This window comes from Hymenobacter sp. YIM 151858-1, assembly GCF_025979705.1.
Classification (GTDB): Bacteria; Bacteroidota; Bacteroidia; order Cytophagales; family Hymenobacteraceae; genus Solirubrum.
Genome location: NZ_CP110136.1, coordinates 3,431,999 through 3,455,180, shown reverse-complemented (window position 1 = coordinate 3,455,180; position 23,182 = coordinate 3,431,999). Strand labels below are relative to the sequence as shown.

At 60.4% G+C, this 23,182-nt stretch carries 20 protein-coding genes; 4 read left to right on the top strand and 16 right to left on the bottom strand.

Annotated features, from left to right (window positions below):
* Window positions 1-16 precede the first annotated feature (16 nt).
* Entirely contained in the window at window positions 17-1,528 is a 1,512-nt protein-coding gene (locus OIS50_RS15295) for a GH3 auxin-responsive promoter family protein (RefSeq protein ID WP_264691504.1), read from the bottom strand.
* A 144-nt stretch (window positions 1,529-1,672) separates the two neighbouring features.
* On the bottom strand, window positions 1,673-2,404 hold the full coding sequence (gene lptB / locus OIS50_RS15290; RefSeq protein ID WP_059071691.1) for an LPS export ABC transporter ATP-binding protein: 732 nt from the start codon (window positions 2,402-2,404) through the stop codon (window positions 1,673-1,675).
* Window positions 2,405-2,510: 106 nt separating this feature from the next.
* Between lptB and OIS50_RS15285 the strand changes: the two genes are divergently transcribed.
* A complete protein-coding gene (locus tag OIS50_RS15285; protein ID WP_264691503.1) occupies window positions 2,511-3,050 on the top strand; it encodes a hypothetical protein in 540 nt (179 codons plus the stop codon).
* A 75-nt stretch (window positions 3,051-3,125) separates the two neighbouring features.
* Here the strand turns inward: OIS50_RS15285 and OIS50_RS15280 are convergent, their stop codons facing one another.
* Both OIS50_RS15280 and recJ read right to left on the bottom strand, forming a co-directional pair.
* Complete coding sequence (locus tag OIS50_RS15280; RefSeq protein WP_264691502.1) at window positions 3,126-4,988, bottom strand: M61 family metallopeptidase; 1,863 nt, start codon at window positions 4,986-4,988, stop codon at window positions 3,126-3,128.
* A 119-nt stretch (window positions 4,989-5,107) separates the two neighbouring features.
* Window positions 5,108-6,829 (bottom strand): single-stranded-DNA-specific exonuclease RecJ, encoded by a 1,722-nt coding sequence (recJ, locus tag OIS50_RS15275; protein WP_264691501.1) that lies wholly within the window; start codon window positions 6,827-6,829, stop codon window positions 5,108-5,110.
* 402 nt (window positions 6,830-7,231) lie between these two features.
* Between recJ and OIS50_RS15270 the strand changes: the two genes are divergently transcribed.
* Window positions 7,232-7,918, top strand: a complete 687-nt coding sequence (locus OIS50_RS15270; protein WP_264691500.1) for a hypothetical protein — start codon at window positions 7,232-7,234, stop codon at window positions 7,916-7,918.
* Window positions 7,919-7,948: 30 nt separating this feature from the next.
* Here OIS50_RS15270 and OIS50_RS15265 read toward each other — a convergent pair whose 3' ends face one another.
* The 11 genes from OIS50_RS15265 to pdhA all read right to left on the bottom strand — a co-directional run bounded on the left by OIS50_RS15265 (window position 7,949) and on the right by pdhA (window position 20,270).
* Window positions 7,949-9,781 (bottom strand): tetratricopeptide repeat protein, encoded by a 1,833-nt coding sequence (locus OIS50_RS15265; protein ID WP_264691499.1) that lies wholly within the window; start codon window positions 9,779-9,781, stop codon window positions 7,949-7,951.
* 197 nt (window positions 9,782-9,978) lie between these two features.
* On the bottom strand, window positions 9,979-12,087 hold the full coding sequence (locus OIS50_RS15260) for a peptidylprolyl isomerase (protein ID WP_264691498.1): 2,109 nt from the start codon (window positions 12,085-12,087) through the stop codon (window positions 9,979-9,981).
* Between the two features lie 79 nt (window positions 12,088-12,166).
* Complete coding sequence (locus OIS50_RS15255; RefSeq protein WP_264691497.1) at window positions 12,167-12,418, bottom strand: hypothetical protein; 252 nt, start codon at window positions 12,416-12,418, stop codon at window positions 12,167-12,169.
* 11 nt (window positions 12,419-12,429) lie between these two features.
* Window positions 12,430-13,017 carry an LPS export ABC transporter periplasmic protein LptC gene (gene lptC, locus OIS50_RS15250; protein WP_264691496.1) on the bottom strand — a complete coding sequence of 196 codons (588 nt, stop codon included), beginning with the start codon at window positions 13,015-13,017 and terminating at the stop codon, window positions 12,430-12,432.
* 7 nt (window positions 13,018-13,024) lie between these two features.
* On the bottom strand, window positions 13,025-14,176 hold the full coding sequence (locus OIS50_RS15245; RefSeq protein ID WP_264691495.1) for a hypothetical protein: 1,152 nt from the start codon (window positions 14,174-14,176) through the stop codon (window positions 13,025-13,027).
* Window positions 14,177-14,348: 172 nt separating this feature from the next.
* Window positions 14,349-15,092 carry a type III pantothenate kinase gene (locus OIS50_RS15240; protein WP_264691494.1) on the bottom strand — a complete coding sequence of 248 codons (744 nt, stop codon included), beginning with the start codon at window positions 15,090-15,092 and terminating at the stop codon, window positions 14,349-14,351.
* 83 nt (window positions 15,093-15,175) lie between these two features.
* Window positions 15,176-16,927 (bottom strand): pseudouridine synthase, encoded by a 1,752-nt coding sequence (locus tag OIS50_RS15235; protein ID WP_264691493.1) that lies wholly within the window; start codon window positions 16,925-16,927, stop codon window positions 15,176-15,178.
* A gap of 199 nt (window positions 16,928-17,126) precedes the next feature.
* Entirely contained in the window at window positions 17,127-17,510 is a 384-nt protein-coding gene (locus tag OIS50_RS15230; RefSeq protein ID WP_059071681.1) for a TraR/DksA family transcriptional regulator, read from the bottom strand.
* Between the two features lie 232 nt (window positions 17,511-17,742).
* Window positions 17,743-18,219 (bottom strand): 6,7-dimethyl-8-ribityllumazine synthase, encoded by a 477-nt coding sequence (gene ribH, locus OIS50_RS15225; RefSeq protein WP_264691492.1) that lies wholly within the window; start codon window positions 18,217-18,219, stop codon window positions 17,743-17,745.
* Between the two features lie 124 nt (window positions 18,220-18,343).
* Window positions 18,344-19,120, bottom strand: a complete 777-nt coding sequence (locus OIS50_RS15220; protein ID WP_264691491.1) for a tetratricopeptide repeat protein — start codon at window positions 19,118-19,120, stop codon at window positions 18,344-18,346.
* A gap of 55 nt (window positions 19,121-19,175) precedes the next feature.
* Window positions 19,176-20,270 carry a pyruvate dehydrogenase (acetyl-transferring) E1 component subunit alpha gene (gene pdhA / locus OIS50_RS15215; protein ID WP_264691489.1) on the bottom strand — a complete coding sequence of 365 codons (1,095 nt, stop codon included), beginning with the start codon at window positions 20,268-20,270 and terminating at the stop codon, window positions 19,176-19,178.
* A gap of 75 nt (window positions 20,271-20,345) precedes the next feature.
* On the opposite strand from pdhA, the gene recF reads away from it, so the two are divergent.
* Both recF and OIS50_RS15205 read left to right on the top strand, forming a co-directional pair.
* Window positions 20,346-21,455: a DNA replication/repair protein RecF gene (recF, locus tag OIS50_RS15210; protein WP_264691488.1), complete on the top strand. Its 1,110-nt coding sequence runs from the start codon at window positions 20,346-20,348 to the stop codon at window positions 21,453-21,455.
* Between the two features lie 91 nt (window positions 21,456-21,546).
* Window positions 21,547-21,864: a DciA family protein gene (locus OIS50_RS15205; protein ID WP_264691487.1), complete on the top strand. Its 318-nt coding sequence runs from the start codon at window positions 21,547-21,549 to the stop codon at window positions 21,862-21,864.
* A 739-nt stretch (window positions 21,865-22,603) separates the two neighbouring features.
* Here the strand turns inward: OIS50_RS15205 and OIS50_RS15200 are convergent.
* The gene (locus OIS50_RS15200; protein WP_264691486.1) at window positions 22,604-22,978 is read right to left on the bottom strand and encodes a helix-turn-helix domain-containing protein; all 375 of its coding nucleotides are present in this window, start codon (window positions 22,976-22,978) and stop codon (window positions 22,604-22,606) included.
* Window positions 22,979-23,182 lie beyond the last annotated feature (204 nt).

The window sequence follows — 23,182 nt, the reverse complement described above, 5'->3', positions numbered from 1 at the left end:
CCTAGGGCAGGCGCAATTAGCTCAGCAGCTCGTCGAGCAGCTCGCGGTTGTTGCTGAGGCGCGGCACTTTGTGCTGGCCGCCCAGCTTGCCGCGGCGGGCCAGCCACTGCTCAAACGTGCCCGGTGCCGCTACCGTGAGCACGGGCGGCTTCAGGGCAATGTCGCGGTGGCGCTTGGCGTCGTAATCGGAGTTGAGCTGGCGCAGGGTTTCGTCGAGCACTTGCGCAAACTGCGCCTCGCTGGCCGGCGGCTGCGTAAACTCAATCAGCCACTGGTGCCCGCCGCGCGAGCCTTCGCCGGTGCTGAAATAAATGGGTGCGGCCGTGTACTCTTTCACCAGCGCACCGGTAGCAGCGGCCGCGGCGGCAATGGCGGCATCGGCGTTTTCTACTACCACCTCCTCGCCGAAAGCATTGAGGAAGTGCTTGGTACGGCCCGAGATGCGAATGCGGTACGGCGCCACCGAGGTAAAGCGCACCGTGTCGCCAATCTGGTAGCGCCACAAGCCGGCGTTGGTGCTGATGACGAGGGCGTAGCTCGGGCCTACCTCCACTTCCTCGAGCGTGAGGGTACGCGGGTGCTCCTTGCCTACTTCTTCAAGCGGAATAAACTCGTAGTAAATGCCGTGGTCGAGCAGCAGCAGCAGGTCCTGCGAGTCGGGCTGATCCTGAAACGCCAGGTAGCCCTCGGAGGCGTTGTAAATCTCGAGGTAGCGCATCTGCGCCTCCGGTATCAGCTGCCGGAACAGTTCGCGGTAGGGCCCAAACGCCACGGCTCCGTGCATAAACAGGCGCAGGTTGGGCCACACCTCCGGAATGGGCCGGCCGCCGGCCAGCTCCGATACGCGCCGCAGCAGCATAATCATCCAGGTGGGCACGCCGGCCAGGCAGGCCACGTTTTCGTGCAGCACGTGCCGGGCCATGCGCTCCAGCTTTTCTTCCCACTCATCAAGCAAAGCCAGCTCGAGCGGCGGCGTGCGGCGCGACTCGGCCCAGGCCGGCAGGTTCTGCATGATTACCGCCGATACGTCGCCTACGCGCGAGGCGGGGTCGTCGGGCCGGAAGGGGTTGGCCACGTGCGTGCCCCCTAGGGAAAGCGTTTTGCCGCGCAGGATGCCTGCATCGGGGTACAGCGTCTGGGCCACGGCCACCATGTCGCGGCCGGCGCGGTAGTGGCAGTCTTCGAGCGACTGCGGCGTAACAGGTATGTACTTGCTGCGGGCGTTGGTGGTGCCGCTGCTTTTGGCAAACCACTGCACGCGGCCCGGCCACAGCACGTCGTCGTCGCCGCGGAGCACGCGCTCAATCCAGGGGTACAGCTGCTCGTAGCTGCTCACGGGCACGCGTTGGGCAAACTCGCGGGCGTTAAGGCCCTCGGCGTAGCCGTACATGCGGCCCCAATCGGTGTGGCGCGCGGTTTGGAGCAGCTCCTGCAGCACCTCGCGCTGCGCGGCGTGCGGCTCGGCGCGCATGCGTTCGAGGCGCGCCAAACGCGGCTTTACCATCCAGGTGAGCAGGGTATCGATCATTTAATTATCAATGGGCAATGAACAATGAGCAATCGTTGCCGACAACGATCAACGAGTAACGAACCAGCCCGTGTACGCTAACCACGCGTGCTGGATGCCGGGCAATTGTTCATTACTAATTGCTCATTGATAATTGACATTCGCTTAAATCTTTCGCTTCAGCTCGAAGTGGCGCCCTAGGTACACGCGGCGCACCATTTCGTCGGCAGCCAGCTCTTCGGCGGTGCCGGCCTTCAGCAGCTTGCCCTCGAAGAGCAAGTACGCCCGATCTACGATGCTCAGCGTCTCGTTCACGTTGTGGTCGGTGATGAGGATGCCGATGTTTTTGTGCTTCAGCTTGGCCACAATGCCCTGAATTTCCTCCACCGCAATCGGGTCGACGCCGGCAAAGGGCTCGTCGAGCAGCACAAACTTCGGGTCGACGGCCAGGGCGCGGGCAATTTCGGTGCGCCGCCGCTCGCCGCCGCTCAGCACGCGCCCTAGGTTTTTGCGCACGTGCGTGAGGCTAAACTCGTTGAGCAGCTCCTCCACCTTGTCGTGCTGCTGCTGCTTGCTGAGCTTGGTCATTTCCAGCACCGACAGGATATTCTCCTCCACCGTCAGGTCGCGGAACACCGAGGCCTCCTGGGCCAGGTAGCCGATGCCGCGGCGGGCGCGCTGGTAAATGGGCAGGCCGGTAATGTCTTCGTCGTCGAGGAAGATGCGGCCCGAGTTGGGCTTCACCATGCCCACCGTCATGTAAAACGAAGTGGTTTTGCCAGCCCCGTTGGGCCCGAGCAGGCCCACGATTTCGCCCTGCTCCACGTGCAGGGACATATCACTGACAACGGTGCGTTGCTTGTATTTCTTGACGAGGTGTTCGGCGCGCAGAATCATGCTATCGGCAAAGGTAAGGGGGCGGCGCACAATGCTACCGCAAAGTCTATTGCCGAGCTTGGCAACGTTTTTGAGCCGGTTTTAGTCCACCTCACTATCCATTTGCATGCTTACGATTACTCGGGTTGGTGTTGTTGCCGCCATTAGCATACTGCCCAGCTGGGCCGGAGCCCAAGTAATTACCGATGTGGGCAAGGCCACTGCCGCCCGCGACTCCGTGGTGCACACCGCCAATACGCTGCGCCAGGAGCTTCAAAGCCGCACCGTTAGCCTCGTGACCAAAGCTCCGGCCATTGGTAAGCGCCGCGTAGTTACGCGCGGCTACGCCCAGCCGGAGCGCCTGGTAGCCACGGCTACTGCCTCGGTTGAAGGGCGTACGCCCAAGCAGGTATTGCTCTGGAAGCACGTACGCCGAGTGCGCCGCAACGGTGCTACGCTTGATGTGTTTTACGGCTATCAAGGCAAGCACCCCGTTCTGGAAGAAACGCGGCACAACGGCCAGCTTGCCTTTGTGCGCATAACGCGCTACAAGTGGACGCCCTACGTATCGTTGCCGACCGTGGCCAAGCAGGGCTGGCTTTCGGGCAACGGCTACGTGCGCTGGGGCACCGAGTCGTACATCTTGCCTGCTACGGCAACCAAATAACTCTTTACCAACGACGGGGCCGGCAATTAACCTTGCCGGCCCCGTCCTCTGTGGGTAAGCCCTAGGTGCTTCGGGCTAGCTTTTGCTGTTGAGCAACTGCCGGCGCAAGGCCAGCTGCGCCGGCGTGGGTGCGGTGCTCGGGGCCAGCTGGTTCCGGATTTCCACATCGAACTCGCGCGGGGCGGCTTGGGCATCTTTGGTGGTGCTGCCGCGGCGCAGGGTGAGGCGCACGGGCTTATCCGTAGTGGGCTCCACCAAGGAACGCAGCAGCTGTTCGGCCGTTTCGAGGGTTACGGGTTGCCCGTTCACGGCTACAATCACGTCGCCGTTTTGCAGGCCGAAGGCGTTGGTTTCGGGCGTTACATCGGCAGTGGCAAACTCCTTTTTGGCTTCGTCGTAGCGGAAACCCAGCTGCCCGAACGCCTTGATGCGGGCGGGGGCTTTATCGGCGTAGCGCCAGCCAATTTTGTCGAGGTACTCGGTTAGCGGCAAGGCTTCGGTGCCTACTACGTAGCGGTCGAAGAACTGCTGTACCTCGGGGTGCGTGAGGGCTACTACCTCGGGTATCAGCTGCGCATCCTCAAAGGAACGCGTGGGCCCGTACTTGTCGCGCAGGGTCAGCAGCACGTCGCGCAGGGTTTTCTGGCCTTTGGTGAGCTCCTGAATACGGATATCGAGCAGCAAGCCGATGAGCGCGCCCTTTTTGTACACGTTCTCGTACATCTTGTCGTAGGGCTGCTCCAGAATGCGGCGGCTCATTTCCGTGAACGACACGCCCGCCGGGTACTTCTCCGCGTCGCGGATTTTTTCCTGCATGGCGCTGCGGAACTGCTCCTCGGTGGTAAGCCCGGCCCGTACCTGCACCAGGTGAGCGAAGTATTCCGTCACGCCCTCGTACAGCCACAGGTGCTGCGACATTTTGGGGTTGCGGAAGTCGAACTCGCCGATTTCGCGGGAGTGGATGTTCAGCGGCGCCAGCATGTGCAGAAACTCGTGCGAGGCCACCTCGCGCACCATCTCGGTTAGCTCGCCCTCGGTGTTGCGCTCGGGCAAAAAGTACAACGACGAGTACGAGTGCTCCATGGCCCCGAAACCGCCCGTGTTGCGGTTGATTACCTGCGAGGTCTGGTAATCGGGGAAATACATCAGAAACTGGTAGTTGGGCACCGGCATCTTCCCGAAAAACTGACCTAGGGCCTCGGCCATGGGCCGGATGGTCTGGCTGATTTGCGCCGCCTTCACCTTGCCCAGCTCCGACACTACCGACACCCCAATGCGCGCCCCGCCGGCCACAAAGCTGGTGGTATCGGGCTTGCTGTACAGAATGGGGCCATCGGCCAGGGTTACGTAGCTATCGGCCCGAAACACATCCTGCGTGGCGGAGCGCTGCACCGGCAGCGCAGTGCTGGCGTAGAGTTCGGGCGCATGCTTCACGGTTACTTCGTAAGGCACCATTTTGTAACCCTCTAAGTAGCCGTAGAGGCCGTAGTGGTTCAGCACGAAGTTGCTATAGGCCGAACGGGCATCGAAGTTGGTACCGCCTGGCTGAAAGATGTAGCTGTCGTCCTGCTTGGCGTCCCAGGTGTCGTCTACCAGGTACTCAATGCGGGCGAGCTTGGTGGCTTTGTCGATGGTGAACAGGTTCTGGCCCTCGCGCGTCACCTTCAGCGCCTTGCCTTTGTCGTCGAAAGCTTTCAGGCCCTGCACAAAGCGGCCGTAGTCCTTTTTGGAGTACGAGCCCGGCACCACGCTCGGCATTACGTACGTTACGCGCTCCTCGCGTACGGGCGGCGTCTGGATGATTACGCGCAGCTGGTCGGAGCTGGCAGCGGGTTGCGTATCGACGGTAATGCGGTAGGTGCCGGCGGCGGGCGTTTGGGCGTGGGCGCCAAAAGCAAACAAGCTGCCGAGGCTGGCACTGAGCAGGAAGGATTTCATCAACCTAGGAAAGGATAGAAAAGCGAATAGCCTAGGCCGGGAGCGACCTAGGCTACTAAGGTAATGGTTAGTGGGCTGCGCCAAAGCGGCGGCGCGCAGGCCCAAAGGCCCTAGGTGGCTTACGCCCAGCCGATGTCCTTGAGGCGCAGCTGCAACGATTTTTGCCCGCGCCACTCATTCACGTCCACGGTGTAGCAGATGTTAAACGGCTGCCCTTTGGCAATGCGCCCGTAGTGGTCGGCCAGCCCAAAGCCGATGGCGTCGATCTGGTTCGAGTCTTCCTGCATCAGGGTCAGCTTGAGGTGCGACGAGCCCACCACCTTCACGGTGCCGGGCACGGCGTACACCTGCTCGGCCTCGAACACCGGGCTGGGGTTGCCGGGGCCGAAGGGCTCCATCTGGCGCAGCAGGTTGTAGAAGTTCCAGGTGACCTCGCGCAGGCGCAGCGGCAGGTCGATGTCGACGGGCGGAATCATCTGCTCCTCTTTGATGCGCGAAGCCACCACGGCCTCGAAGCGGCGGCGGAACTCGGCCACGTTTTCGAGCGGCAGCGTGAGGCCGGCCGCGTACATGTGCCCCCCGAATTGCTCCAGCAAATCGGAGCACTCCAAAATGGCCTGGTGCACATCGAAGCCCGCCACCGAACGCGCCGAGCCCGTGGCTTTGCCGTTCGATTCGGTGAGGATAACCGTGGGGCGGTAGTACTTATCGAGGCAGCGCGAAGCCACAATGCCGATTACGCCCTTGTGCCAATCCTGCTTGAAGAGCACGGTGGAGCGGGCGTTGCGCAGCTCCAGGTCGGTTTCGATCATCTGCAGCGCCTCCTCGGTAATGCGCGTATCGAAGCCGCGGCGCTCGGTGTTGGTTTGGTCGACGACGCTGGCCGTAGCCAGGGCCTGCTCGGCGGTTTCAGAGAGCAGCATAGCCACCGAACGCTTGGCATCACCGAGGCGCCCGGCCGCGTTGATGCGGGGCGCAAAGCCAAACACCAGGCTGCTTACCGTGAGCGGCCCCTCGCGCAGGCCGGCCAGCTGGCGCAGGGCGTACAGGCCGGGGCGCGTTTCTATGCTGGGGTCGTTCAGGCGCTTGAGGCCGTGGAACATCAGCGTGCGGTTTTCGCCGGTAATGGGCACAATGTCGGCCGCGATGCTCACGGCCAGCAAATCCATCAGCTCGTGCAGGGGGGCTTCATCGAAGCCTTGGCTGCGGCACAGCGCCTGCATCAGCTTAAAGCCCACGCCGCAGCCCGACAGCTCTTTGTAGGGGTACGGGCAATCCGAACGCTTGGGGTCGAGCACGGCCACGGCGGGCGGCAGCTCGTCGCCGGGCAAGTGGTGGTCGCACACGATAAAATCGACGCCTTTATCGCGGGCGTAGCTGATTTTGTCGACGGCTTTCACGCCGCAGTCGAGCGCCACAATCAGCTTAAAGCCGTTGGCAGCCGCCCAATCGATGCCTATTGTCGAAATGCCGTAGCCCTCGATGTAGCGGTCGGGAATGTAGTAGTCGATGCGGGCGGGCCCAAACAACGAGCGCAGATACGAGTACACCAGCGCCACGGAGGTGGTGCCGTCCACATCGTAGTCGCCGTACACCAGCACTTTTTCCTCCTGAAACAGGGCTTCCACGAGGCGCTGCACGGCCCGGTCCATGTCGCGCATGAGCATGGGGTCGGGCAGCTCCTCCAGGGCCGGGCGGAAATACGCCTTGGCCTCCTCGAAGGTGCAAATGCCCCGCTGGCACAGCAAGGCAATGATGGACTCGTTTACGCGCAGGGCTGCCGACAGGTGCTCGACCTTCTCGCGGTCGGGAGCAGGCTTACGAATCCAACGTTTTAGCATGGTGGGGAGGGCAATACCTTCAAAAGTAAGAAGAAAACGGCACGCTTTCAGCCCCGATTTTGCGAAACGCCACCTCGGCAGCGGTAAATTTGGCCGCCATTCTGCTCCTTTTCAGCCATGCAGCGCCTCCGCCAATTTTACCAACGCTACCGGCAGTACATCCTCACCGATGGGCTGATGTACCTCGTGTTCATCGTGGCGCTGCTGCTGATGTTTGTGTTCTTCGGGTAGCCCTAGGTGGTCGGCAGGTGCAGCCCGGCACCCAGCCCGCTGGCACCTAGGGCCGCAGCCGGTTGCTGATGCTCTGCCGTGGCGCGCGTAATTCTGCAACCACGCGTGTGGTCATGAACGAACCGATAACTTAAGAGTTCGGCGAACAAAGCCGGTTATCAGGGTCTATCGATGAGAGTTATACTGACCATTCTTTTGCCGCTGGCCTTGCTGGCCGCGTGTAAGCCTGAGCCCGTACCTAGGTCGCAGGAGTTGTTTTTTGAGGTGCCGCTTACCATCCGGCCCGGGCACCGGGAAATGCGGCTGGGCGACACGCTCTGGGTGGAAGCCAATTATTCTGATTCTTTGCTCGATATCCGTACCGGCAAGCGCCACCGCGTGCGGCCCCAGGATGCGCAACCGTTCACGTTCATGAGCTTCTACCAGCTCACCGGCGCGCCAGAGCGGCAGCGGGGTTTCGCCTCCGCTTTTCAGGTGCTCAATCGAGTGGGCCGCGTCGCGAATTTGGGGGCTACAGTGGGGTCTTTCGAGCCAGTACACCAAGACGGGCGCTACCGCATCAAACTCGGCTTGGTGGCCGTAAAGCCGGGCATTGCCAGCATCACCATCAATGCATCCGGTGACACCCGGCACGTGTTCCGTCCGGGCGAGCCGTTGCCCTTCATCGATTTGGGCAAAGACACCGACGGGGTGCCGATCCGTGCTGTGTTGGGTCACCTCTATTACACCATCAACGGCAGCCTCACCAACTTCGACTTGCTGCAGCAGTACAGCAAAACCTTTTCCACCGAGCATGGCGCGCACGAGGCGATGGTGTATTACGAGCAGAAAAGCACGTTCAACGTCATCATTAAATGAAAAAAGCCGACCCCACACGGGGCCGGCTTTTTAGTTGACCATGTCGCCGCGCAGGCGGCGCACGCGCTTGCGGGCCTCGGCGCCGTAGATACTGCCGGGGTATTTGGTGAGCAGCGTGGTGTAGAGCTCCTGCGCCCGTACGCGGTCCTGGCGGTTTTGCTCCTGTATCTCGGCCGTCAGGAACAGGGCGTCGTCGGAAAGGATGTCGTATTTGGGGTTGCTGGTGATGCGCTGCAGGGTTTCCACGGCGCCGTTGTAGTCGCCGGTGCGGCGCTGCAGCTGGGCTTTCAGGTACCAGGCTTCGTCGGTGAGGGCGTGGCCGGGGTACTTGGTCAGCAAATCGTCGAGGGCTTTGATGGCCTGCGGCACCTTGTTCTGGAACACCTGCAGCTCGGCAGCGGCGTAGGCGCGCATGGCTACGCCGGCCGTATCCATGGCTGTGTTGTCGCCGATAAGCAGGCTGAGCTGCATGGCGTCGTTGGCAATTTCGCGGCTGGTGGCCAGCTTCAGAATATCGAGGTGGCTTTGGGCCAGCTTAAAGTCGCCGGCGAAGTAGCTGAGGCGGGCGTTACGCAGCTTGGCTTCGTAGCCCAGAGGCTGATCTTTGCGCGATTTTTCTACCTGCGAGTACAGCAGCGTGGCCTCCCACGGCTCGCCGCGCAGCAGGTAAATATCACCTAAGGCAATTTTGGCTTCGTCGACGAGCTGCGCATCGGCCCGGGGCAGCTCAATTACCTCCTGCAGCAGCTGCATACCCTTATCCTTCTCATCGAGCTGAAAGGCGTACAACAGGGCCAGATTGCGCAGCACATCGGCGCTTTGGGCCGTGCGGCCCAGCTCGGAAAGGAGCTGCTGATAATCGGCCGCCAAAGCGCGCAGCTTCGCCTGGTCGACGGGGAAGGTATTGCGCACCTGCTCCTCGCGGGCCTGAATCAATTTCTGGCGGGCAGGTTGGTAGAAGCGCCCGCCGCGGTACTCCTTGGCTAGGTACTCGTAGCCCTCGATGGCGGTATCGTAGTCTTTGTTGCGCTGGGCAATGGTGGCCACATCCATCACGCGGCTGCCCTCGGTGCGCAGGCGCCGGTCGAGGGCGCGGGCCTGCACCAGGGCGCTGCCAAAGTCGCGGCGCTGCTGGTACAGCCACAGCAATAGCTCGGGCCAGGCGCTTTTCTCGGGGTTGCTTTGGGTACGGGTAATGAGTGCTTTCTCGAGCGCCGCAAATGCCTGCTCGTTCTGCCCTAGGTTCTGGAGCATGTTGCGCACAAAGGGCAGCTGCTTTTCGTCCTGCTCCACCAGATTAAGCGCCTCGTTCATGAGCGGCTCTACGCGGTTCTGGCGGCTGTACAGGTCGATGAGCTGCTGGGCGTACTCGGTGCGGTTGTGGGCCAATTGGCGGCCTTGCAGGTAGGCCTGCTCCGACCACCGTACCAACCCCCGCTGCTGAAACTCGGCTGCCAAGGGCAGCACCTGCTCGGGGCGTAGGCTAGCCACCACGCGGCCGTATTGTTTGTTGGCGGAGGCACTGTCGCCGGCCGCGGCGTACACACCACCTAGGGCCACGCCCAACGTGGGCTCGGCGGGGTTCTTCTTGATGGCGCGGCGGGCCAGTTTCTCGGCGTCCTTGTACTTCTTCAGCTCCACCAGCACCTGCAGGTAATCGGGCAGCACGTTTGGGGCCAGTTGCGCATCCTTGGGCAAACCCTCGAACAGCGCCTCGGCTTTCAGCAGCTCGCCTTTGCGGGCGTATTCGCGCGCGCCTGCAATGGGCCCGCTTCCCTCCTGCCCCAGCGCCGGGCCGGCGGCCAGCAGCAGGCCCAGCAGCCCTAGGTAGCTTTTATTCCTCAACGCAGATAACAGGCTCATGGCAGGCAAAACGGATGGCGGCTACGCAACAACAAACTCGGGTGGCTTTGGGCGCTCAACATCTACCGCGCGGGTTTCATTCAAGCCCGGCCTCCGCAATGCCAAAGACCAGCCAATACCGCCGCCGTTGCGCAAAGCAAAAGGGCCGTACCCTTGGAAAGATACGGCCCTTCGGCGGTTGTGGTAGCGGCAGTGGCTTAGAAGAACTTCACGCGTTCGTCTTTCACCTCGGCCTTCTGGCGTACGGTTTCGTAGATGGCGCCCGTGGAGCGGGCCCCGCGCATTTGCTGCAGCTGGTTGCGTACGGTTTTCAGGTCGGTGGAGGGAGCAGCCGGCTCGTTTTTGCTTACCAGCTCAACCACCAGCACGCCCTGCTCGCCCTGGATGGGGGCCGAACGCTGGCCGGGCTTCAGGCCGAACGCCGTACCCACGGCTACCGGCTCGTTGCCGAGGCCCGGAATTACGCCCTGACCCAGGGTTACGTCGTTGGCCGTGCGCACCTGGGCGTTGGCGCCGTACGCCGCGGCCATCTGCTCCAGGGTGCTGCCCTTCAGCTTGGCTATAATCTGCTTGGCTTTCTCGTCGTTGCGCACAAAGGCCGAAACCTCGGGCTTCACGGCGGCTACATCGGCGGTGCCTTCGGTGCGCGTGCCCGTGAGGACGGCAATCACGTACTGGTCGTTCACCTGAAACACGTCCGATACCTCGCCTACTTCGGTTTCTTTGTTAAAGGCCCAGCGCACTACTTCGCGGGCGTTGGGCACGTTGCCCACCACGGCATCCGACTTGCCTACGCCGCGGGCTTCCTGCTTCTGCAAGGTTTTGTCGGCCGCCACGGCCTTGCGGAACGACTCGAGGTCGGTGGCCTTGGCCTTCAGCTCCTGGGCACGCTGGTAGGCGGTTTCGTTGGTGGCGTCGGAAGGCGTAATGCCTTTTTGAACGGCCGCCACGCGGTAAGTCTGGTTGGTTTTGGGCGCCGTAACCTTAATGATGTGGTAACCAAACGAGGTTTTCACGAGGTTGGGCAGCACACCCGCCGACGAAGCACCGAACACGGCCTTCTCGAACTCGGGCACCATGCGGCCCGTGGTAAACCAGCCCAGGTCGCCACCTAGGGGCGCGGTGCCATCGGTGCCGTGCTGACGAGCCAAGGCGGCAAAATCGGCGCCGCCTTTAATCTGGTTCAGAATGCCTTGGGCCTTGGCTTTAGCAGCTGCATCGGCCTCGGGCGTGGTGCCTTCGGGCTTAATCAGGATGTGGCTGGCGCGGGCAGCCTGCTGAGCACCGGCTTTGGTGCCCGTTACTTTGTAGAGCGAGTAGGTGCCGTTTTCGGCGAAGGGGCCGTACACCTGGCCTTGCTGCAGCGGCAGCTGCTGGCGCAGCTTCTCGGGCAGGTCGGCCGGCGATACAAACTGGCCGTTGTAAGGCTGGTCGGAGTTCAGGCGCACGAACAACGAGTCGTTCGGGGCGGTGCGGAACTGCTGGGCCAGCTGGTCCACGGTTTGGCGCACGGCGGCGGAGTCTTCTTTCGAGGGCACCACGTTCACCACCACAAACTCCACGTCGCGGCCGTCCTGCACCTTGTAGCGGGCTTTGTTGCGCGCAATGTAGTCTTGCAGCTGCGAGTCGTTCACCTTCACGACCGAGTCGGAGATGCTGAAGTAAGGCACAAACAGGTAGCGCAGGTTGGCGCGGCTGTTCTGCGATACGTCGAAGCGTTGGGCCTCGGCGCTGGTTACGTAATCCGAATTTTTCAGCAGGGCGTAGTACTTGTTGCCCATGCGTTCCTGCGGCAGGTTTTGCTCGAAGCTGTACCAGGCAGCCTGCTGCTGCGGGGGCAGCTTATCGAGGGCGCGCAGGTACTCAATCACGCGGGCGCGGTCGAACTGGCCGGTTTGCGGATTGGTAAAGGCCTGCTGAATGGTGGGGTGAATGTTCTTGCCCTGCACCATGTCGGTCAGCTCCTCGTCGGTCACTTTCAGACCCAGGGCCTCGAACTGCGGCTGAAAGGCGCGCTGAAACACAATCTGGTTCCAGGCCTGGTCGCGCAGTTGCTGCTGCTCCTGCTCGGTGGGCTGGCGGCCATTCTGCGCGGCAAACGCTTCTTTCGACTGCTCCAGGGCGGCGTTAAACTCGTCGAGGCTCACCTCTTCGCCGGCCACTTCGCCCACGGAGGTATCCTGCCGGTTAAACAGATTGTTTTGTCCGCCGATCAGGTCACCGCCCACGATGAACAGCAGCATCCCGATGGCCACGGTGCCAACGGCCCAGCCTGATTTTTCCCGGATGGTGTTGATTAAAGCCATTTAGTTGAAAGTAAGCAGCAAAGAAAACGCAGTAAGACGCGCAAAATAACCCCTTTTGGGGCAAATGACAAAAGCCGACCTAGCGGCGGCCCTTGGCCTTGGGCTTAGCCGTTTTGCGCTTGGGCTCGGGCGCAGCCGGTGCAGCCTCCTGTTCGGCAATCTTCAGGCGCCGGTACACCAGCAGGCAGATGACGCTGACCATGAAAAACACATAGTTGCGCATGATGTCGTTGGTAAGCAGGGTTTCGTACACCCCGATGATGAACGCCACCACCGCTACCGAAAACAACACCGTGCGCGCCATGCCGCGGTCGAAAGAAGGAAGCTTCATGAGAGAACCACCTAGGGATTGGCCGAACCGGCAGGGCTTGCACCCTGCTCGATGGTAAACACGCCTTCGGGCTTAAGAATTTTGTAGCGCGAAAAATCTTCGTTGGCCTCCAGCCCGTGGCCGGTCAGGATTTCGGTGGGCGTTTCCACCCGCACGAACTTCTTGGTGTAGATGCGGGCCTTGGGGCGGTCGTAGTACAGCTCCTCCGAGCGCATGCCCTGCTGCTTTTGCTCGTTGCGCACGCGCACATCGCCCCGCACAAAGTACACGTTCTCGGCACGCGTATACTTGCCGTAGTCGCCCTGCAGGGTGTTCACGACGGTGGTGCCGTCTTTGGCGTAGAACACGATGTTCATGCCCTTGGGATACACCAGGTCGCCGTTCTCGAAGGTTTGCTCAAGCGGAGCCGTCAGGCGTACCTGCAACCGAGCCGAGTCGCTGAAAAGCGTCGTGACGTTGGAAGTTTCGAGCGTAGGGCCTGCGTACACCACCTTTTTAACAGGGTCAGCGGCCTTTTCCTGGCAGCTGCCCAGCCCAAGGGCGGCGCCCAGCAGCAGGGCGCCCCAAACGGCCTGGATGGTGCATTCCGTGGCTTTCACGGCAGACTTATTCAATACGACGCTTCAAGAACCAGCGGCTGTTGAGCGATACGCCCAGCTGCACGCGCATGTAGTTTTCCTTGATGTTCGACAGGCGCGTGTTGCCCTCGGTAACCACATCGGTGTTGCCGCGCTGCCCGTAGGTAAAGCTCAGGTTCATGTTGGTGGCCTCCAGCGCCGACGACGTGGGGAACGGGAAGCTGAAGCCCCAGCTTACGGCCCGGTCGTAGAGCGTTTGGCCACCGGGGCGGTAGGGCAACTGCGCGGCACTCAGGCCAAACCGGTAGGTTACGCGCTGAAAGTAGTTGGTAACCGAGCCCGGGTCGGGCGTCAGCTCGCCGCCCACGCCCATGCGCCACGTGTCGCCGAACACCTGCTGCGTGCCGTTGAAGTCGCGGTACTTCGACCACTGCTGCCGGGCCACGTCGGCGCTCAGGCTCCAGTTTTTGTTGTTATCGAGGCTTACGCCCAACTGCAACGAGCCCGGTAATACGGCCTCGCCTTTTACCTCATTCTGCAAAATGCGCGGCTCCTGCAATTTGGTGCCGTTTATGTCCTGGGTTTCCTGCTGCAGGGTGCGGCGGCCGTTCAGGTTCGTTTTAAACGAGTACACGGCCGCTACGTTGGCCGCAATCTTCTTGCTGAGGTCGCGGCGGTAGTGCAGGCCCGTACGGAAGCCAAAGTCGGTGTACCGGGTACGGTCGACGGTGCCTACGCGCTTCAGAATCTCGTCGGGCTCCAGCTGCTCGAGCGGCGGCTGCACAGTGGCGTACGCGGCCCGGTCGATGGTGCCAAAGATGTACGAGGTTGTAAGGCCCATGCTCAGCCCCTTGGCCAAGCGCACCCCGTGCCCTAGGTATACTTCCGACAACCCGCCCGAGCCTTGCAACTCGTTGCGTACCAGGGCATCGGTGCTGCCACTTACCGTTCGGGTAACCACCGATTCGTAATCCACGGCCGAAAGCGGCTTGAGGCCAGCCGCCAAAGCCCAGCTCCGCGAAATCGGAATGCCCAGGGCCAGGTAGCCCAGCGTGCCGCTACCAGTGCGCTGCGAAGCCGTGCTGCTGCGCAGCTGCTTTAGCTGCCCCGTAAAGGCGGCCTCGTAGGTAGTGCGGCTGGTGTAGTATAGCAGCGCGGGGTTTAGTTCGTTGATCTGCACGGCGTTTGGTGCCGCCAGGCCAACGCCTCCCATGCCTTGTTGCCGAACGCCACCGGCATTCGGAGTGATGTCGCCCAGGCCCAAGCGTGAGTATGGGGAGTTGCCAAGACCCTGCCCTGAAGCAGCTGAAGCAGCCCCCAGCAGGCTCAGCAGAGCCAGTGCGGTCAGTTTGTTACCCGACATTATGCACCAGTATTCGGTGAAGACCCAGCAAAACCAGCTCGGTCAGTACAAAGATGTGCCCTTTCAGGCGCGATTCAAAAAATGCAGCGTCGCCGCCGGCCAGCACCACCGCTAAGTTGGGGTGTTGCTGGCGGTAGCTGCCGAGCATGCCGTTTACCTCAGCCACGGCCCCGTTGAGGGCCCCGCTGAGCATGGCCGTACGCGTATCGGTGCCGCACAGCGCCAAGGTGGCGGCCTCGTTGGCACCTAGCAGCGGCAACTCGGGCAAGCGCCCCGTAAAGTGGTGCATGGCCTGCAGGCGCATGCGCAAACCCGGCGCAATACTACCGCCCATAAAGGTACCGTCGGCGGCTACCAAGTCGCATTTAATGCAGGTGCCTGCATCAACCACCAGCACCGGGCGGCAGGGCAGCAAGTGGGCAGCCCCCGCGGCGGCGGCCAGGCGGTCGGCACCTAGGGTAAGCGGAGTGGCGTAGGCATTGGCTATGGGCACCGGCGTTTCGCCAGGCTTCAGCACCACTACCCTGCCGCTTACCGCGCCACCTAGGGCGTCGGCCCAGGGTTCGGCCGGGGCTGCTACCGAGGCCAGCAATACGTGCTCGGGTTGTACGCGTTTGGCCACCTCGCGCAACTCGGCGGGCGTGGCTACGCTGCCGGTTTCGGCCAAAGCCGAGCCGCGGAAGCAGCCGTATTTAGCCGCCGTGTTGCCAATGTCGAGTACGAGAGTGGTCATGCTACCGAACAGCGGCGGCCTGGCTTGCTTAAGGCCAGACCGCCGCCGGTAAGAGCCCCGAACGCGCGGCCGGGGTTGCGTGCTTACATGAAATATTTCAGGCGAATTACCTCTTTTTCGGTGAGGTAGCGCCAGTTGCCGCGTGGCAGGTCCTTCTTGGTCAGGCCAGCGTACTGCACCCGATCAAGGCTTTTCACATCGTAACCCAGGTGCTCGAAAATGCGGCGCACAATGCGGTTGCGCCCGATATGGATTTCGACGCCCACGAAATAACGGTTACCCGCCACCACGGCCACGTCGTCTACTTCGGCTTTGCCATCTTCCAGCTCCAGGCCCGCCGCAATCTGCGCCAGGTGCTCGTCGGTAAGCTCCTTGTCCAGCTCTACCTGGTACACCTTTTTATTGCGGTGCGAAGGGTGGCTGAGCTTCTGCGCAACTTCGCCGTCGTTGGTGAACAGCAGCAGGCCGGTGGTGTTGCGGTCGAGGCGACCTACCGGGAAGATGCGCTCCTTCGAGGCGTTCTTCACCAGGTCCATCACGGTTTTGCGGCCTTCCGGGTCTTCGGTAGTCGTCAGGAAATCCTTCGGCTTGTTCAGCAGCACGTACACCAGCTTCTCGCGCTTCAGGTTGGTTTTGCCGTAGTGCACCGTATCGCTAGGCTTCACCTTGTAGCCCAGCTCGGTTACTACTTCCCCGTTCACGCGAATCTCGCCGGCCTCAATCAGCTGATCGGCTTCGCGGCGCGAGCAAATGCCGGCGTTGGCGATGTAGCGGTTCAGGCGTACCGTCTCGTCGCCTTCGGCCTCTTCACGACGGCGCTTGTTGCCCCGGGTTTTATCTTCCTCGTAAAACTTGAGGTTTTTGTAAGCCGGCGCTTCCTGCTGCTCGTCGTTGGTGCGGTCGTAGCGGTTTTCGCGCGGGGCGCGGGGCTTCCGGTCGAAGCTTGGGCGCTCTTCGCGGTTAAAACGCTCGGGCCGCTCGCCACGGCTGGGGCGCTCCTCGCGCTGCGGGCGCTCAAAACGGCCCGTGCCACCAAAGCGGGGCTTGTCGTCGGCCGGGCGGCCAAAGCGGCCGGCTCCGCTGCGCTCCTCGCGGTTGTCGAACCGGCGCTCGGGGCGTTCCGGGCGTTGCTCGTCGCGGTCGAAGCGCCGCGCCGGGCCGCGCTCAAAGCGGGGTTCGTCGTTGCTAGGTCCGCGGTTGCCGCGGCTGGGGCGCGGGGCGTCGCCATCGCGCTCAAAGCGGCGTGCCGGGCGTTCGTCGCGCCCAAAGCGCGATTCGCCGCCAAAGTTTCCACCGCGCGCTCCGAAACCGCCGCGCTCGTTGCTGCCACCGCGCGCACCAAAGCCACTGCGGTCGTTGCCTCCACGCTCGCTGCCGTAGCCGCCGCGCTCATTGCCGAAGCTACGCCGCGGACGGTCATTGCCCTCGGGGCGGCGGTCAAAGCTGCGGCGCGGGCCGCGCTCATCGTTGTTCGGGCGTTCGGTGCGCTCGTCGCCCCGGAAATCGGGTTTGTTCAGGCGGCCGCGCATAAAGTCGGCAGCCCCATCGGGCTCGGCCGGCTTGTTGTAGCGGGGGCGCTCAAAACGGCGCTCCTCACCGGCAGGGCGGCTAAAGCGACGGTCGGGACCGTTGCCGAAGCCGGGCTTGCCGGCCGGACGGCCAAACGGCGGACGCGAGGGGAAGTCGTTGCCGCCTTCGGGGCGGCGCGGTGCACCTCCCGAGCGGCGGTCGTCGCCGTACGAGTTAAAGGGTTTGTCTCCGCGGTTGTTGTCGGAGCCGGGGCGGCCAGGCCGGCGGTTGCCGGGGCCTCCAAATGATTGCTGCTTCTTACCCATGTGGGAGTATTCAGACGCACGGCATCGCTGCCGGACTATTAATGTGACTTATTAGATCTGACAAACGTCAGCAGGGGCGTTTTCGTGCGGCGAAGTGCCTGCGAAAACAGCGCCCGGATTTCGCGCACGGCTTTTCTCCAACTGGAGCAAAGTCGACCGCGCAAATCCGGGCGGCTAGTAACACAACGGCCAGCGGGGTTTAGTCGCGGCGCGCCATTTTGGCTTCGATGGAGTGCTGCGTGTGCGGCACGGCCCGCAGGCGCTCCTTCGGGATGAGCTTGCCGGTACCGATGCAAACACCGTACGTACCGTTCTTGATGCGGATAAGCGCGTTTTCGAGCTGCTGAATAAACTTCATCTGCCGCGAAGCCAGCTGGTTCAGGCTTTCCTTCTCGGCAGTATCAGCACCATCTTCCAACACCTTCGAGGGCGAAGCCGTGGTATCGGTACCGGAGTCGTTGCGGCGGCTCAGCGTTTCTTTGATGAACGCTACTTCTTTCCGGGCGGCAGCTAGCTTTTCCTGAATGATGGCTTCGAACTCGGCCAGCTCTTCCCGGGAGTAGCGTAGTGATTCTTCACTCATGGTGAGGCAGGAAAATGTTGTAAGCAGTTGAAAATAAATAACTTACCAAGTGCATCTTAGCTGCGGAAGCACCCTGAGCTTGTAGCGTTGGCAACATAAGCAGTTCAGGATTAGTGCCCTGCAGCGGCAATGCCAAGTAGCCCAAAGTGTTCCGGCCGATCAGTCAGCCCGGTTTTCGTAGCACAAAGCTAAGACTTTACTGCTACTCCAACCCTGTCGGGCTTGGCAAGGTTCAGAAACCCAGCATGTGAATGGCCGTTACGGCCGCCTCCACTCCCTTGTTGCCGTGTTTGCCGCCGGCGCGGTCCCAGGCCTGCTCTTCGTTTTCGGTGGTAAGTACTCCGAAAATGACGGGCTTGTTGAACTTGAGGCCCACGTCCATAAGCCCCTGGGCTACGGCATGGGCAATAAACTCGTCGTGGCGCGTTTCGCCTTTGATGATGACGCCCAGGCAAATCACGGCGTCAATCTCCTCGTGTTGCGCGAGCAATTGCGCACCTAGGCCCAGCTCGAAGCTACCGGGTACGGTGTTGCGGAAAATGTTTTCGGCTTTCGCGCCGTGCTTCAGCAGTGTTTCGTAGGCGCCTTGGCACAGGGTGTCGGTAATGGTGCGGTTCCACTCGGCTACCACCAACCCAAAACGCTTATCGCTGATGTCGATAAACTGATCGGAAGTATAGTCGCTGAGGTTTTTCAGGGATGTAGCCATAGGTAAGGCTTGTTGATTTAGTGGCTGCAAATATCTGCTTCGGCGGCTACAATACCCCGCCGCGCTAAAACAGCGGCGCCGCTCCCCTATGCAGGAAGCGGCGCCGCTGTTTTTAACCTAGGGCCTACTTACCACCGAGCATAGCCTTGGCTCGGGCTTGGTACACCTTGGCATCGGTTACTTCCGACGAGGTTGGGTAGTCGGTTACGATTTTGCTGTACGTCTGCTCGGCAGCGGCGTAATCCTTTTGCATCTCTTGCGCCAAGGCAAGCTTCATCAGGTAAGCCGGCGTAAAGTAGTCGTTGGTTTTGTAGTCGGCGGCTTTCTGGTAGTAGTCGCCGGCTTCCTTGTACTTCTTTAGCTCCATGTTGGCATCGCCGATAAGGGCGTAAGCGCGGGCCTGCAGCAGCAGGTCGTCGGAGCTGAAGTCCTCGAGGTAATCGATGGCCTTTTGAAACTCGCCGTTTTTCAGGGCGGCCGTACCAGCGTAGAAGTTAGCCAGGTTAGCGGCCTTGGTACCGCTGTATTCGTTGACTACTGCCTCCAGGCCGGCGTACTGCCCGTCGCCCTTCATGGCTTTCTTCAGCGAATCGGACTCCCAGTAGTGCACCGCCTGAAACATGGCTGCCTGGGCTTTCTCGTCTTGCGAGCTGCGCCACGTGTAATAGCCAAAGCCACCTACCACCAGCAACACCACTGCTGCCAGAATGCCGAACAGGATGTTTTTATTGCGACGGACAAAATCCTCCGATTCACCTAGGCGCGCGGCCAGGGCGTTCGGATCTTCCAGCATGGGGTGCGCAGCGGGTGCGTTGGGGTCCGGCTGACCCTGCTCGGGCTGCTGTTGCGGCTGGTTCTGGCGCGCGAGCGGCGAGTTGCGCGTAAAGGGAATCTTCGACATGAGAGAAGAAAAGTTGGCAGCCTGTGCGGGCTGCCCGGCTTTGCGTAAGCTGTAGTTACTCGCGGATGTAGGGGTAATCCGCCTGCACGTAAACGTCCTGGAACAACTCCTCGGCGGGCGGGAACGGCGAGTTTTCGGCAAACTCTACCGACTCGGCCACGGCAGCCTTGATCTTTTCGTCGATGGCGTTCAGCTCATCTTCGGTGGCGTACTGGCGCTCCAGAATCACGGCCCGCACGTTCTCGATCGAGTCGCGCTGGCGGTACCCTTCTACCTCCTCCTTGGTGCGGTACTTGGCCGGGTCCGACATGGAGTGGCCTTTGTAGCGGTACGTTTTAAACTCAAGGAAAGTAGGACCTTCACCAGCACGGGCGCGCTCTGCAGCCCGGGCCACGGCCTGGTGTACCTCTTCCACCTGCATGGCATCAACCGGCTCCGACGGCATGTCGTAGCCCTCGCCGATGGTGTACAGGTCGGTAACGTTGGAGGTGCGGCTCACCGAGGTACCCATGGCATACCCGTTGTTCTCTACCACAAAAATCACCGGCAGCTTCCAGAGCATCGCCATGTTGAAGGCTTCGTGCAGAGCACCCTGGCGCACGGCACCATCGCCCATGTAGCAAATGCAGAGGTTGCCGGTTTTGTTGTACTTCTCGGCAAATGCAACGCCGGCACCTAGGGGCACCTGGCCCCCCACAATGCCGTGGCCGCCCATGAAGTTCACGTTCTTATCGAACATGTGCATGGAGCCGCCTTTGCCTTTGGAGCAGCCGGTTTCCTTGGCAAACAGCTCTGCCATCAGGGCGTTCGGCGAGGTACCTAGGGCCAGCGGGTGGGCATGGTCGCGGTAAGCGGTAATCCACTTGTCGCCTTTCTGCAGGGCCGAAACAGCACCGGCCACGCACGCTTCCTGCCCAATGTAAAGGTGGCAGAAACCTTTGATCTTCTGCTGGCCGTATAGCTGACCTGCCTTCTCCTCAAACCGGCGCATGAGCATCATGCTCTCGTACCAAGTGAGGTAAGTTTCTTTATTGAACTCGGCGTTGCCGGCGGCAGCCTCGGGCGCCTGGCCTTGCTGCTGGGCGCCGTTGTTGGCTTTGCCTACCGAATTGGATGCCTTCGAAGCAGCCTTTACCTTCGTATCCGCCATTAGTAGCTCTTCTTGATCGGGTTTTGGAATGCGAAAGTACGTAAAAGCATTGCAACTCCGAAACCTCCGCTTTTCATGACGCTGGACTCGCTGCAACTCCTTTTTTTCAAGAATTACGACGAGGCCAGCCTTACTCTTTCGCCTCACATCAACTGCTTTATTGGGGAGAACGGCAGCGGCAAAACCAACCTGCTCGACGCCATTCACTACCTCTCCATGACCAAGAGCGCCTTCGCCGCTTCCGATGCCCAGTGCATGAAGCAAGGCGCCGACTTCTTTCTGGTGAAGGGTAGCTTTTCGCTGCCCTCCTCTCCTGCTTCCGATACCATTCAGTGCAGCTTGCGCACCGGCCAGAAAAAACTGGTTACGCACAACAAGCAACCTTACGACCGCATATCCGACCACATCGGCCAGTACCCGGTTGTCCTCATCTCGCCCTACGACACCGACCTTATACGGCAAGGCAGCGAAGACCGGCGGAAGTATTTCGACAGTATTATCTCCCAGCTCGACCATGCCTACCTCGAGCTCCTGATTCAGTACAGCTTTCTGCTGAAGCAACGCAATGCCTTGCTCAAGCAGTTCGCCGAGCGCCACACGTTCGACCGCGACTACCTGCAGGTGCTCGACGAGCAATTGGTGCCTGCGGGCGAGCAACTGGTAATCCGGAGGCAGGAGTTTCTGAAGCAGTTTACTCTCGTGTTTCAGCGCCATTACCAAGAGCTGGCCGACAGCCGGGAGCAGGTCACCCTTGAACACAAAAGCCAGCTGCCCGATCAGAATTTCGGCCAGCTCCTGCGCCAGCACGAGCGCAAAGACCTAGCCTTGCAGCGCACGACCATGGGCCCCCACAAGGACGATTACGTCTTTCTCATGGACGAGGCACCGGTTAAGAGCTTCGGTTCGCAGGGCCAGCAAAAGTCCTATGCCATTGCGCTCAAGCTCGCCCACTTCGAGATAATGGCCACCCAGAAGCAGCACAAGCCCCTGCTGCTGCTCGACGACATCTTCGACCGCCTCGACGAGCGCCGCATCACTCGCCTGCTGCAGCTGGTAGCCAATCATACCTTCGGACAGGTTTTCCTTACCGATACGCACCTGGAGCGCACCGACCGGGCCCTTTCCGGACTATCCGAACAAATCACCCGGTTCAGAGTAGATAAGGGCGCGGTTCGGCCCCTTTAACCCCTAAGTGGAGCTACCTTTGCACTGCTCGCCGGCCTGTTCAAAATCAGGCTTGCTGTGTGTTTCCGCGCATTATTTTACCTTTTTCACCTTGAAATCACGTAACGCCTCCGAGTTTTCCCGCAAGGCCGATGTCGTACCTCTCAAAGAGGGCATCCAGGCACTGCTGAAGGCGTACCGTTTGCAAGGCAAAATGAACGAGGTATACGTGGTTGCTTCGTGGGAGCGAATAATGGGGAGGGCCGTAGCCCTCAAAACTCAGGAGGTATACTTCCGCAACAACAAGCTGTTTGTGCGCCTTACCTCAGCCCCTCTGAAACACGAGCTCTTCATGGCTAAGACGCGCGTTGCCGAAATCATCAACAGTGAGGTCGGCGAAGACATCGTGCACGAGGTTGTTTTCCTCTAAGCCCCACTAACACCTCCGGCTTTCCCAGCCCAGGTTGCCTCCCCTACCCACTTGCTTGCCACAACTCCCCCGCACAGGTGGAACGTGGCTTCCATGCCCTCATCTTTCGGTTTGTCCGGAAATTACCGGGCTCAGTGGCTACTGCCTTTTACTACGCTGCACCGTTGTTGCTGGCCTAATTGCCAGCTGCCTTACCTGGCTGTTCTCTGAGTGGCCAGCGCCTTTGTGTGCATTGCTGTTGAACACCTTGCTTGCTGCCCGTTTCGCTTTGTCAGTGCCGCTCTAATAAAGCCGCGCTCCACTCTGCATCAACTGCTCGTTTGGCTTAGCATGTGAAGCCACCAGGCCCCATCCTAGAGGACCTATCTACTAAGAGTTTAGTTATAAGACAGCACCTAAGTGTGTCGTTTTGGCGGTACCGCTGCCTACTTAAACACGTCTATCAGCTCTTGCTCAAAGTGACGTAAAGCGGTTGTTTTTAAGCCTGACACAGCTGGCCGGAGCTAGCTAATATCGTTGCGACCAAGGGTTGTTGTCATCAGGCGCTAACGCCGCAGAATCGATACATCGGCCAAACTATTATAAGGCCGCTCTCTTTATCGGCACTCAATTCCCGCGGGCTCGAAGCCGCATGAATCTGGTTGCCTTTGCCCACCCCTGGGCTGGGCACTCTGTAAAGGAAGAGACAGGCTTTAGCCGTAGCGAAACACTACAATGTTCCACGTGAAACATCACCTGTTCACTTCGGGCCATAGACTTTTAACAGCAACTCATTATATGCTTCGAGCAGGGCGATATACTTCGCTTGCAGGGCCATTAATGCTTTTACAGGGTCCTGATCCACAGGCTGTAATGATACACTTCGTGTTGCAGCGGCGGCCTTTACAGGTGTAGGTGTAAAGTGTATTTGAGACTGAACAGGTGTATCAAGTTCATCCGTAAAGTCGTGTTGTATCACTTCGCCGACACGCTGAACAAAACTGTAATCCAAGGTTGTCTCTTTGAATTTACGATAAATGGTCGGACGTGTAATACCCAGCTCCTGTACAAGCTTACTAATCGAAATACCGCTGTTTTTGATTGCTTCCTGCAAGATTTCGCCTTGGTGAGCCATATACAGTGTGTCGTTACGGGGTGCGTTGTAAAGATGTAAAAATGTTTTATTGTATCAAACACAACAGTTAAAAAATGCATTACAATACACCGTTGTAACTGTAACAATAACACTACGCAACACTGTTACACAACACTTGTTACACGCACAGCGATACAGTTGTTGCAACACATGCCTGTAACACCTACAAGCACTTATCAAACC